At 68.7% G+C, this 12,274-nt stretch carries 12 protein-coding genes and 1 riboswitch; all 12 genes read right to left on the reverse strand.

What is annotated here, in order from left to right; genetic code table 11:
* Nucleotides 1–58: 58 nt before the first annotated feature.
* Nucleotides 59–622: an alkyl hydroperoxide reductase subunit C gene (gene ahpC, locus ACVBD7_RS12760; protein WP_458093613.1), complete on the reverse strand. Its 564-nt coding sequence runs from the start codon at nt 620–622 to the stop codon at nt 59–61.
* 324 nt (nt 623–946) lie between these two features.
* Nucleotides 947–1,837, reverse strand: a complete 891-nt coding sequence (sucD, locus tag ACVBD7_RS12765; protein ID WP_458093614.1) for a succinate--CoA ligase subunit alpha — start codon at nt 1,835–1,837, stop codon at nt 947–949.
* A 2-nt stretch (nt 1,838–1,839) separates the two neighbouring features.
* The gene (sucC, locus tag ACVBD7_RS12770; RefSeq protein ID WP_458093615.1) at nt 1,840–3,033 is read right to left on the reverse strand and encodes an ADP-forming succinate--CoA ligase subunit beta; all 1,194 of its coding nucleotides are present in this window, start codon (nt 3,031–3,033) and stop codon (nt 1,840–1,842) included.
* A gap of 55 nt (nt 3,034–3,088) precedes the next feature.
* The gene (gene mdh, locus ACVBD7_RS12775; protein WP_458093616.1) at nt 3,089–4,042 is read right to left on the reverse strand and encodes a malate dehydrogenase; all 954 of its coding nucleotides are present in this window, start codon (nt 4,040–4,042) and stop codon (nt 3,089–3,091) included.
* A 240-nt stretch (nt 4,043–4,282) separates the two neighbouring features.
* Nucleotides 4,283–4,411, reverse strand: a complete 129-nt coding sequence (locus ACVBD7_RS12780; protein WP_458093617.1) for a hypothetical protein — start codon at nt 4,409–4,411, stop codon at nt 4,283–4,285.
* Between the two features lie 98 nt (nt 4,412–4,509).
* A complete protein-coding gene (locus ACVBD7_RS12785) occupies nt 4,510–5,178 on the reverse strand; it encodes a hypothetical protein (protein WP_458093618.1) in 669 nt (222 codons plus the stop codon).
* Nucleotides 5,179–5,269: 91 nt separating this feature from the next.
* Nucleotides 5,270–6,460 carry a cell division protein ZapE gene (gene zapE / locus ACVBD7_RS12790; RefSeq protein ID WP_458093619.1) on the reverse strand — a complete coding sequence of 397 codons (1,191 nt, stop codon included), beginning with the start codon at nt 6,458–6,460 and terminating at the stop codon, nt 5,270–5,272.
* A gap of 117 nt (nt 6,461–6,577) precedes the next feature.
* Entirely contained in the window at nt 6,578–7,552 is a 975-nt protein-coding gene (locus ACVBD7_RS12795; protein WP_458093620.1) for a Bug family tripartite tricarboxylate transporter substrate binding protein, read from the reverse strand.
* Between the two features lie 94 nt (nt 7,553–7,646).
* Entirely contained in the window at nt 7,647–9,485 is a 1,839-nt protein-coding gene (thiC, locus tag ACVBD7_RS12800; protein ID WP_458093621.1) for a phosphomethylpyrimidine synthase ThiC, read from the reverse strand.
* 97 nt (nt 9,486–9,582) lie between these two features.
* Nucleotides 9,583–9,701: riboswitch (TPP riboswitch) on the reverse strand.
* Between the two features lie 36 nt (nt 9,702–9,737).
* Nucleotides 9,738–10,430: an SDR family NAD(P)-dependent oxidoreductase gene (locus ACVBD7_RS12805; RefSeq protein WP_458093622.1), complete on the reverse strand. Its 693-nt coding sequence runs from the start codon at nt 10,428–10,430 to the stop codon at nt 9,738–9,740.
* Nucleotides 10,427–11,161 carry an SDR family NAD(P)-dependent oxidoreductase gene (locus ACVBD7_RS12810; protein WP_458093623.1) on the reverse strand — a complete coding sequence of 245 codons (735 nt, stop codon included), beginning with the start codon at nt 11,159–11,161 and terminating at the stop codon, nt 10,427–10,429. The genes ACVBD7_RS12805 and ACVBD7_RS12810 overlap by 4 nt, the downstream gene beginning before the upstream one ends.
* Nucleotides 11,161–12,231, reverse strand: coding sequence for an esterase (locus ACVBD7_RS12815; RefSeq protein WP_458093624.1), 1,071 nt, complete (start codon nt 12,229–12,231; stop codon nt 11,161–11,163). The genes ACVBD7_RS12810 and ACVBD7_RS12815 overlap by 1 nt, the downstream gene beginning before the upstream one ends.
* Nucleotides 12,232–12,274: the final 43 nt, after the last annotated feature.

Below are 12,274 nucleotides of genomic sequence, written 5' to 3' on the forward strand. Positions count from 1 at the left end.
AAGAGGGGGGGCGAGGGTTGCCGCCTGCCCCGGGGGGAGGGCAGGCGGCGGGCTGGATTCAGATCTTGCCGACGAGGTCGAGCGACGGAGCGAGGGTGGCCTCACCTTCCTGCCACTTGGCCGGGCAGACCTCGCCCGGATGGGCGGCGACGTACTGGGCGGCCTTGATCTTGCGGATCAGGTCCTCGGCGTTGCGGCCGATGCCCTCCGCGGTGATCTCGACAGCCTGAACGATGCCCTCGGGGTCCACGATGAAGGTGCCGCGATCGGCCAGGCCCTGGCCCTCGCGCAGCACCTGGAAGTTGGTGCTGATCTCATGCGTGGGGTCGGCCAGCATCGTGTACTGGATCTTGCCGATGGTCTCGGAGGTGTCGTGCCAGGCCTTGTGCACGAAATGCGTGTCGGTGGAGACGGAGTAGACCTCCACGTCCATCCGGCGCAGTTCCTCGTAGTGGTCGGCCACATCGCCCAACTCGGTCGGGCAGACGAAAGTGAAGTCGGCCGGGTAGAAGAAGAACACGGCCCAGCTGCCGAGCACGTCGTTCTCCGTCACCTCGATGAACTTGCCCTGCTTGTAGGCCTGGGCCTTGAACGGCTTGATCTTGGTGTTGATGAGGGACATGCGAACTCCTTCAGGGATGAGCCACAGCGCGACCACGCCGCGTCGTCGGACCGGTAGGTAGTGCACTGCAGCAGATTCGCCAAATAGATAAGGTCCCTTGTTTTGATAGTTTTTGACTATCAAAATTCCTTGCCGTTTCGATTAGGAATCCGAAGTCGAATAAGCTCTTGGCGCTCATCGCCGCACGCTCGGTGGTCCGGCCGCCAGTAGCCTGCAAGTCTCGGTCGCTGGACCGCGGTCAAACCGCCCCGAGCGACCTCAAAACGCAAAACGCCGCCCGGGTTCCCCCGGGCGGCGCTTCGATTCTCGCACTGCGGCAGCAGGTTAGGCCGCGATGGCCTTCACCATGGTCGAGCCCAGCGCGGCCGGGCTGTCGGCCACGAACACGCCTGCGGAACGCATCGCGTCCATCTTCGCCTCGGCCGTATCCTTGCCGCCGGAGATGACGGCACCGGCATGGCCCATGCGGCGGCCCGGAGGGGCCGTAGCGCCGGCGATGAAGCCGACGACGGGCTTGTAGTTGGCCGAACCGGGCTTGTTCTCGTGGCCCAGGAACTCGGCCGCGATGATCTCGGACTGGCCGCCGATCTCGCCGATCATGACGATCTGCTTCGTCTCGGGATCAGCAAGGAACATCTCCAGCACTTCCTGGAAATCCGTGCCCTTCACCGGATCGCCGCCGATGCCGACGCAGGTGGACTGGCCGAGGCCGGCCGCGGTCGTCTGCGCCACCGCCTCATAGGTCAGCGTGCCCGAGCGGGATACGATGCCGACCGAGCCGCGCTTGTGGATGTGGCCGGGCATGATGCCGATCTTGCAGGCTTCCGGCGTGATCACGCCCGGGCAGTTCGGCCCGATGAGACGGGACTTGCTGCCGGACAGGGCGCGCTTGACCTTCACCATATCCTGCACCGGGATACCCTCGGTGATGCAGATGATCAGCGGCAGCTCGGCCGCGATCGCCTCCAGGATGGAGTCGGCCGCGAAGGGCGGCGGCACGTAGATGACGGAGGCGTCGGCGCCCGTGCGCTCCACGCATTCGGCGACTGTGTCGAAGACCGGCAGGCCGATATGGGTCTGGCCGCCCTTCCCCGGGGTGACGCCGCCCACATAGTTGGAGCCGTAGGCGATGCCCTGCTCCGCGTGGAAGGTGCCCTGCGACCCGGTGAAGCCCTGGGTCATGACCTTGGTGTGCTTGTCGACGAGAATGGCCATGATCAGGCAGCCTTTTTCACGGCGGCGACGACCTTTTGCGCGGCGTCGGCCAGGTTGTCGGCGGGGATGATGGCCAGCCCGCTCTCGGCCAGGATCTTCTTGCCGAGATCGACATTCGTGCCCTCGAGACGCACGACCAGCGGCACGGAGAGGGAGAGGTTCTTGCTCGCCTCCACGATGCCGTTGGCAATCATGTCGCACTTGGCGATGCCGCCGAAGATGTTGACGAGGATCGCCTTAACGTTCGTGTCGGAGGTGATGATGCGGAAAGCTTCCGTAACGCGCGCAGCGGTCGCGGTGCCGCCGACATCGAGGAAGTTCGCGGGGGACGAGCCGTAGAGCTTGATGATGTCCATCGTGGCCATCGCCAGGCCCGCGCCGTTCACCATGCAGCCGATCTCGCCGTCGAGGGCCACGTAGTTCAGATCGTTCTTGACCGCGTCCAGCTCCTTCGGGTCCATCTCCGTGTCGTCACGGAGCGGCTCGATGTCCTTGTGGCGGAACAGCGCGTTGTCGTCGAAGGAGACCTTGGCGTCGAGCGCCACGATCTCGCCCGCGCCGGTCACGACCAGCGGGTTGATCTCGATCGCCTCCATGTCGAGGCCGGTATAGGCGTCGTACATGGCGGTGACGAACTTCACGAAGGTGCCGACCTGCTTGCCTTCAAGGCCGAGGCCGAAGGCGAGCTTGCGGGCAGCCCAGGGATAAAGGCCCGAGGCCGGGTCGATTGCGACCTTGAGGATCTTCTCGGGGTGGTTCTCGGCCACCTCCTCGATCTCCATGCCGCCCTCGACCGAGGCCATGATCGTCACGCGGCTGGTCTCGCGGTCGAGCAGGATGGAGAGGTACAGCTCGCGCTTGATGTCGCAGCCGGCCTCCACATAGACCTGGTTCACGACCTTACCCTCGGGGCCGGTCTGCTTCGTCACCAGCGTGTGGCCGAGCATGGCGGCGGCAGCTTCCTTGGCCGCCTCCGGCTTGACGACGCGGACGCCGCCCTTGCCGTTGGGGTCATCGGTAAAGCGACCAGCGCCGCGACCGCCCGCGTGGATCTGCGACTTCACGACGACGACGGGGCCCGGCAGCTTCTTCGCCGCGGCCTCGGCCTCCTCGGGGGTCTTGGCGAGGTAACCGTCGAGCACTGCAACGCCGTAGCGCTTCAGCAGCTCCTTGCCCTGGTATTCATGGATGTTCATGCGGGTTCCGCTTTCCTGATTCAGAAAGGGCCGGGGGTATCCCCGGCCCGCATTCTCAGACGCCGAGCGCCTTGAAGTCCTCGACGAGCTTCTTCACCGCGTCGCAGGACTTGTCGAAGGCGGCCTTCTCCTCGGGGGAGAACTGCACCTCGACGATCTTCTCCACACCGCCGGCGCCGATCACCACGGGCACGCCGACATAGAAGTCGTTCAGCCCGTACTCGCCGTTCAGCATCACGGCGCAGGGCAGGACGCGCTTCTTGTCCTTCAGGTAGCTCTCCGCCATCGCGATGGCAGAGGCGGCCGGGGCGTAGAAGGCCGAGCCCTTCTCCAGCAGCTTCACAATCTCGCCGCCGCCATTGGCGGTGCGGGCGACGATCGCGTCGATCTTCTCCTGCGTGGTCCAGCCCATCTTGATGAGGTCCGGCACGGGGATGCCGGCGACGGTGGAGTAGCGGGTCAGCGGCACCATCGTGTCGCCATGGCCACCCAGCACGAAGGCGGTCACGTCCTCGACCGAGACGTTGAACTCCTGCGCCAGGAAGAGGCGGAAGCGCGCGCTGTCCAGCACGCCGGCCATGCCGACGACCTTGTGCGCGGGCAGGCCGGACTTCTGCTGCAGGGCCCACACCATCACGTCGAGCGGGTTGGTGATGCAGATGACGAAGGCGTCGGGCGCGTACTGCTTGATGCCCTCGGCCACCTGGCCCATCACGCCGGCATTCTTGGTCAGCAGGTCGTCGCGGCTCATCCCGGGCATGCGGGGGAAGCCGGCGGTGACGATGATGACATCGGCGCCCGCGATCGCGGAGTAGTCGGACCCGCCGGTCATGTGGCTGTCGAAGTCGTCGACGGGGCTGGATTGCATGATGTCCAGCGCCTTGCCGGCGGCGACACCGCCGAACACGTCGAAGAGCACGACGTCGCCGAGCTCCTTGAGGCCGATCAGGTGGGCGAGCGTGCCACCGATATTGCCGGCGCCGATGAGCGCGATCTTCTTGCGGGCCATGGGGGGTCCTTGCCAGGGGGGCTAGAGAATAGGCAATCGCGTGCGCAGCCCCGCGATGCGGTAACTGCGAATGGGACGCGCCGTGGATTAGCCGGGGATGGCCGGGTGGGCAAGGCTGAGAGGACTAGGGCCGGGCGCCGGGGCCGCAGCACGGGGCCGCCGCGGGACCCGGGCGGGAAATTTGCTGCCAAACCGGGACCCTCCTGTCCCGGGGGGCGGGGGCGAGCCGCAGCGGCCCGCCTACGCCTTGCGGACGAGAAGTTCCTGGAGAAGGCGGTTCGTTTCCGCCTGTGACTTCACCATTTCAGCCATGTGGTGGACCAGTTCCGCCAGCATCGTCTCGGCGGTTCTGCTCGTTGATTGGGACATTCTTTCTGCTCCCCTTGGAGCGCAACAGTCTCAGCTTGGGTTAGGCGGCGCAATGCGGCGCGCCCGGGCCGGCGGATGGCCGGCCCGGGCGCGGCCGATCACATGGGCATGCAGCGGAAGGTATCGGCATGACCGCGGGCGAGCACGGCCATGGTGCCGGCCGGGCAGTCCATCTGCTCGCCATCGGCGGCGGGCAGGCCGGCATGCCAGATGCCGCGGCCCTCGGAACGGCCTTCGGACCGGTTCTCGGAGCGGGAGGGCTTGCCGTACTTGCCGCCGCGCGCGGGCAGGGTCGCCGCCGCGGCCGGGGAGGAGAACAGGCTCACCATGCGCAGGCCCGGGCGCGCGGCCGGCAGCCAGGCCTGGCGACGCTCGAAGCGGGACTCGCGCCGATCCGCGGCACGATAGGCCTCGCGCCGGCCAGCCGAGCGGGCCTGCAGGCGGCCAGAGCGGGAGGCGGTCACCACGCGCTCGGAGCGCGCGGACACGCCGCGGGCCGCGGTCCGGATAGTAGCGCGGCCGCTGTCGGCGAAGCGCGGCGCGCGCTCGGCGGAGCGGGACGCGCGGAGGTTCGGCACGATCGCGACCGGACGGCGCGAGGCGGTGATCGCCGGGCGCAGCGCGGGCGCCCGGGCCGGGGCCGGCGCGGCCGAGCGGGCCGCCTTGCCGGAGGATCGCGCCTCGGCACGGCCCCCCGCGGCACTGGCAGGCTGGGCGGCGGAAAGCACGAGGATCGCACCGAGCGCGACCGCCATGGAACGCAGCATATGAATTCTCCCCCAATGACCCAGCCCCGGATCCCCACCCGACGCCCTGCCCCCTCAGGCTAGCGCCGAGCAAATCCGGTGCCGGGTTACGTCATGTCAGATGCGGCAGGGCCAGGTAGTCCTGACTCTGCATTTCCATGAGGCGCGAGGCGGTGCGCTGGAATATCGCCGCCCCCTCCCCCTTCTCATACAGCTGATCGGGCTCGGCCTCGGCCGAGACGACCAGCTTGCAGCGGTGCTCATAGAGCGTGTCGATGAGCGTCACGAAGCGGCGGGCCCGGTCGAAATTCTCCGGCCCCAACCGTGGCACGCCGTCCAGCACGAGCGTGTGGAAATGGGTCGCGATCGCAAGGTAGTCGGCCGCGCCGAGGAAGGCGCCGCACAGCGCCTCGAAATCGGCGCGGGCAACCCCGCGATGCGCCTGCGGCACATCGACCTTCCGGCCGAGCACCGTGAGCGAGAGGGGCGCGCCGTGGGCAACGCCGGTCAGCTCGCGGAAGGCGGCGTCGAGCGCGCGCTCGGCCCGGCCGTCCAGCGGGGAATGCCAGGTTGGCAGTCCCCGGATGCGGTCCCTTCGGTAGTCCTGCTGGGCTGCGAGGTGCAGGACCTCGAGCCGGCGCTGGATCAGGGCGATGAAAGGCAGAAAGGCGTCACGGCCCGGCTTGCCCTTGAACAGGTCGGCCGGCGCGGTGTTGGAGGTGGCGACCACCACCACGCCGCGGTCGAACAGCGCCTGGAACAGCCGGCCGAGGATCATCGCATCGACGATGTCATGCACCTGGAACTCGTCGAAGCAGAGCAGCGCGGCCTCGGCCACGATGCTGTCGGCCAGCGGCGGGATCGGGTCGGCGGCGTCGCCATGGACCTTGCGCCACTCATGGATGCGGCGGTGGCACTTCTGCATGAAGGCATGAAAGTGCTCACGCCTCTTGCGGGGCACGTCGGCCGTCTCGAAAAACAGGTCCATCAGCATGGACTTGCCGCGCCCGACCTCGCCGACAAGGTAGAGGCCGAGCGGCGGTCCGCCGGGCTGCTCGTCCACATGCTTGCGGCGGAAGAAGCGGGCGAGCAGACCCGGCTCTCCCTTCGCCTCGGGACGCGGGTCGTAACCGCGAAGGCGGCGCCAGAGGTCCTGAAGTGTTTCGGCCGCGCGGGCCTGGGCGGGATCCGCACGCAGCGCTCCCGCGGCCACGCGGGCGCGGTAGAGGGGGAGCGGGCCCTGCGACACATCCGCCGTCATGGCGGGAGCGGCGGGGGCTGGTGCGGTCGTGGTGCCGTCCATCGGCCGCGGGTCTAACCCGGTTCAGGGGTCGCTCGCAACTTCGGGAACAGGGTTTTTCGCTGGATTAACATTACATCAACGCCTGCCAAGCAGTTGTGCATGCTGGAAAAGCCCCGCTCAGTCCGCGGTGATTCCGGCGGCCTGGATCACCGGGGCCCAGCGGGCGCGCTCGGCGGCGATGAAGCGGGCGAAGTCGGCGCCCTTCATGGGGTAGGGCACCGCGCCTTCCCGCGCGAGGCTGGCGGTGAGATCCGGCGTATCCAGACTGGCCAGAATCACCTCCTCCAACCGGGCCCGGACAGGCTCGGGCGTGCCATGGGGGACGAGGATGCCGTACCAGGCCGTTACCCGGTATTCCGGGAGTGTCCCGGCCACGGTCGGAACCTCCGGCAACGAGGCGACGCGGCGATCGCCCGTCACGGCCAGGGCGCGCAGGTTGCCGCCCGCCACCAGCCCGGCCACCGAAGGCAGGGTGCTGATCATCATAGGAATATGGCCGGCGGCGACATCGGTCAGGCCCGGGGCGGCACCGCGGAAGGGAACATGCGTGGCCTCCACCCCGGCCTGCTGCAGGAGCAGGGCCATGGCCAGATGACCGGCCGCGCCATTGCCGGGTGAGGCGTAGGTGATCGCCCCCTTCTTGCCGCGGACCTCGTCGATAAGGGCGGCGAGACTTGCCGCCTGGGTGCCGGGGCCAACGACGAGGACCAGCGGCGTCTCGGCTACCATCGCCACCGGGTCCAAGGCCGTCTGCGGGTTCACCTTCAGGTTGCGCCCGAACAGGGTGGGGTTCACCGAGATCGGGCCCTGGTTGCCCATCAGCAAGGTCAGGCCATCCGGGCGGGCCCCGGCGACCAGCTCGGTGGCGAGATTGCCACCGGCGCCAGGGCGGTTCTCGACCACCACGGGCTGGCCGAGCGACTGGTTGAGCCGGGCACCGAGCGCCCGGGCCACGGCATCGGTGCCGCCGCCGGGGGTATAGGGCAGGATCAGACGCAAGGGCCGGTCCGGCCACCGGTCCTGGGCCGGGGCCTGACGGGGGAGCAGCAGCGGCGCCGCAAGGGCGGGCAGCAGACGGCGCGGCAGGCGCATCGGGGTGACCTCGGTATTTCCTAGCGACCGAGGAGAGGCCGAGGGCGGGCTGGTGGCAAGGGCGGCGGCCGGAACAGGCCGCCGCCCCCGCAGGTCACCTTGCGGCGGGCGCCTGGTCGACCGGCATATAGAGCTGCCCACCCTCGCGGTACCTCTTCGCCATCGCCTCCATGCCCTCCTTCTGCGCCTCGGCCCGGATGTCGTGGGAGATGCGCATGGAGCAGAACTTCGGCCCGCACATGGAGCAGAAATGCGCGGTCTTATGTGCCTCCTTCGGCAGCGTCTCGTCGTGAAGGCTGCGCGCGGTCTCGGGATCCAGCGAAAGGTTGAACTGGTCCTCCCAGCGGAACTCGAAGCGCGCGCGGGAGAGGGCGTCGTCCCGCACCTGCGCGGCGGGATGGCCCTTCGCCAGATCGGCGGCGTGTGCGGCGATCTTGTAAGTGATGACGCCGACCTTCACGTCGTTGCGGTCGGGCAGGCCGAGATGTTCCTTCGGGGTAACGTAGCAGAGCATGGCGCAGCCGAACCAGCCGATCATCGCGGCGCCGATCCCTGACGTGATATGGTCGTAGCCCGGGGCGATGTCCGTCGTCAGCGGGCCGAGGGTGTAGAAGGGCGCCTCGCCGCAAACCTTCAGCTGCTTGTCCATGTTGGCCTTGATCTTGTGCATGGGCACATGGCCCGGACCTTCGATCATCACCTGGCAGTCGCGCGCCCAGGCCAGCTGCGTCAGCTCGCCCAGCGTCTCCAATTCGGCGAATTGCGCAGCGTCGTTGGCATCCGCGATGGAGCCGGGGCGTAACCCGTCACCGAGGGAGAAGGAGACGTCATAGGCGCGGCAGATGTCGCAGATTTCCTCAAAATGCTCGTAGAGGAAGCTCTCGCGGTGATGGTGCAGGCACCACTTGGCCATGATGGATCCGCCGCGGGAAACGATGCCCGTCACGCGTCTGGCCGTCAGCGGCACATGCGCCAGCCGCACGCCGGCATGGATGGTGAAGTAGTCCACGCCCTGCTCGGCCTGCTCGATCAGCGTGTCGCGATACACCTCCCAGGTCAGGTCCTCCGCGATGCCGCCCACCTTCTCCAGCGCCTGGTAGAGCGGCACGGTGCCGATGGGGATGGGCGCGTTGCGGATGATCCAGTCGCGGATGTTGTGGATGTTGCGGCCGGTGGAGAGGTCCATCACCGTGTCCGCGCCCCAGCGGATGGCCCAGACCATCTTCTCCACCTCCTCGGCCATGGAGGAGGTGACGGCGGAGTTGCCGATATTCGCGTTGATCTTGACCAGGAAGTTGCGGCCGATCGCCATCGGCTCCAGCTCGGGGTGGTTGATGTTGGCGGGGATGATGGCGCGGCCGCGGGCCACCTCCTCCCGCACGAACTCCGCCGTGACGAAATCGGGGATGGCGGCGCCGAAACTCTCGCCGTCGCGCTCCAGCTTCGCACGGATTTCGGCGCGGCCGAGATTCTCGCGGATGGCCACGTATTCCATCTCCGGCGTGACGATGCCGGCGCGGGCATAGGCGAGCTGCGTCACGGCGCGGCCGGGCTTCGCGCGCAGCGGGCGGTGCTGCACGGGGAAGGCGGGGGTGAGATGGCTGCCGGAGACGAAGCCGTTGTCCTCCGGCTTCACCGCGCGGCCTTCGACCGCTTCCACATCGCCGCGCGCCTCGACCCAGGCGCGGCGCGGGCGGGGCAGGCCGCGCTCGATCGCGATCTCGCCCGCCGGATCGGTGTAGGGGCCGGAGGAATCATAGACGGTGACGGGCGGCTCGCCCGCGCTGGGGTGGACCGCGATCTCGCGCATCGGCACGCGGATCGCGGGGTGCAGCAGCCCCGGCTTGAACACCTTGGTGGAAGCGGGCAGCGGCCCGGTGGTGACGCTGGGCACGCCCTTCGGGGCGGGCCGCTCGGTGGTTTGGATGGACATGCGCCAGTGCTCCTTCGCCTTCGCGACGGACCCAGCGCTGGTCTGCAAAGATGGAAGGATGCCCCACGCAAGGCGTGATTCCCCATTGAATGGGGAATGGCAGGCAGCCGCACCGTCCCTACGCCAGCATGAACTGGATCAGGTTCATCGGGTCACGGCGCTGCCTTTCGGCCAGCCGTATCTCAGCCCCCTGTCGGGACCCCCCGGGTGAGACGGCAAGCCTCCGCCTGCGAGCGGCAGGTTGTCAATCGGCTAGAGTCCCGCGCCCCCATCCAGCGCGATGGCCTGGCCTGTCACGTTCCCGGCAGCAGGGGAGAGGAGATAGGCGGCCATGGCGGCCACCTCCTCCGCCGCCGTGATGCGGCGCGTGGGCGTGCCGGCCGCGGCCTCCTGCACCGTCATGCCCAGCTCCGCCCAGCGCGCGCGGGCCATGTCCGTCTCCACCCATCCCGGGCAGAGGGCGTTCACGGTGATGCCGCGCGGGGCGAGGCGCAGGGCGAGTGCGCGCATCAGCCCGATCACCCCGTGCTTGGCCGCGGAATAGGCCACCTGGTCAGGCACCGCGCGCAGACCAAGGACGGAGGCAAGGAAGACGATGCGCCCCTGCCCGTCGGGCAGCACCCCCGCCGCGCCTTCCGCGCAGCGCCAGGCACCGTCGAGGTTGGAGGCCATGATGCGGCGCCAGTGCTCCTCATCCACCTCGGGCGGATCGCCTCCTGCCACGCCCGCGGCGAGGATGGCGGCGCGGATCGGCCCGGCCTTGGCGAAGAGGCCGCGAACGGAGGCGGCATCGGTCACGTCGCATGGCATGAACCGCACGCCATCCGGCAAGCCCTCCGCGTCACGCCGCGCGGCGGCGATGACCGGCACCCCCTGCCCTACCAGAAGCCGCGCGCAGGCCAGCCCGATGCCGCGCGTACCGCCTGTGATCAGGACGGCGCTCATGCGGCGGTGGTGCCGCCATCCACGGGCATGACGATGCCGGTGACGAAGCTCGCATGGTCGGAAAGCAGGAAGGCCACCACCGCCGCGATCTCACGCGGCTGAGCAAAACGCTTCTGCGGCACGGCATCGGTATAAGCAGCTTCGGAAGAGGGACGGGACGGGTCACGCGCCGCCAGATCCGCGATCACTGCGCGTAGCATCGCCGTATCCGTGCTGCCCGGCGCGATGGCGTTGAAGCGCACGCCCTTGGCGGCGAAATCCAGCGCGGCAGATCGCGTCATCTGCGCCAGCGCGGCCTTGGACGCGCCATAGGCGGCGCTGGCCGGCTTGCCGATCAGCGCCTGGTCGGAGGCGATGTTCACCACCGCCCCGCCCCCCTTCAGCAGGTGCGGCAACGCCGCTTGCATCACCGCGAAGGGCGCCAGCCAGTTGATGCGCATGATCCGCTCGGCCTCGGCCAGCGGTGTGTCGATCAGCGTGCCGATCATGGTGTCGCCGGCATTGTTCACCAGCAGATCGAGCCCGCCCATCCTTGCTGCGGCCGCCTCCACCGCGGGGGCGATGGAGGTGATGTTGTGTAGGTCGTGCTCCGGCCGGTCCAGCCCCTCGACCATGGCGCTGGAGGCTTCCAGCACCGCGACGATTGCGGCGCCGATCCCGCCGCGATGCCCGGTGACGAGGGCGCGCTTCCCCGCGAGCCCGGTCTGCGCGATGTCCGTCGCTGCTGCCATCAACTCCACATGCCCTTTGCCACCAACCAGTCCTGGATGAGCGCGGCGACCTCGTCCCCGTTGCGGTCCATCATCACCATGTGGCTGTTTCCCTTGATGCCGCGCTCGGGAAGATCGATCACATCCACCGTTCCGCCGGCCGCGCGCACCCCCTCGGCGAAGCGGATGCCGTTGGCGCGGATGGTCGGCCAGCGCGCATCCTGGGCGATGTAGTCGCCGTAGATCATCAGCACGGGCACGCCCTTCAGCGCGGCGAGTTTCGCGGGGTCGCCGACCGTCGCGGGCTCGACCAGCACGAGGGCGCGTACCTTGTCCGGCCGCTCCTGCGCGGCACGCCAGCCGAACAGGCCGGCCTGGCTATGCGCCATCACGACGCTCGGCCCCACGCGGTCGAGCAGGGCGAGATAGGCATCGAGTGCCAGCGCATCCGTGGTGGTGAAACGCGGCACGCATTGCCGGACGAAGTTACGGTAGCTCGCCTCATCCGCGGGAAACTGGTTGCCGGGAAGGACGGACTTGCGCGCGTAGGAACCGGGGCCGTCGCCAATACGGAAGCGCTCATAGGGGTTGTCGATGGTGAGGAGGACCGGCTGGCCGCCCGTTGCCTCGGGGATCATCGTCCAGCCGGAGCGGCCACGCTCCACGGCGTCGGAGACGTAAACCGGCCAGCCCTGGCGCAGGAAGAAGTGCTGCCAGCCCTCGCGCCCGTCCGGCGTCGTCTCCCAGGTCGCGCCGGTCAGCCCGCCGCCATGCCACATCAGCAGCGGCACCCGGCCGCGCGCGGGTTCGGGAATCATGTATTGCGCGTACATGCCGGCGATGAGGTAGGTGCCGTTCGGGTCCACCTTGGCCGGCACGCCGCCCGGCGAGAACAGCACCTCCCGCACGGGCTGGCCGGAGACGACATGCTCCTTGCCGCCGACATGGAAGGAACCCCAGCTCGCTAGTGCGACCGGAGGTCTTGCGCTTGCAGCCGGGGACGGAATGGGCGCCTGCGCGAGACCGGCGCGGGGGGCTGCGGCAGCGGCAGCAGCCGAGATGGCCGCGGCATGCAGGATTCTGCGTTTCATGAGGTCGTCCTTCCCTACGGGGGCGACCTTTGGCGGCATGCCT

Source organism: Roseomonas sp. WA12 (genome assembly GCF_054165765.1).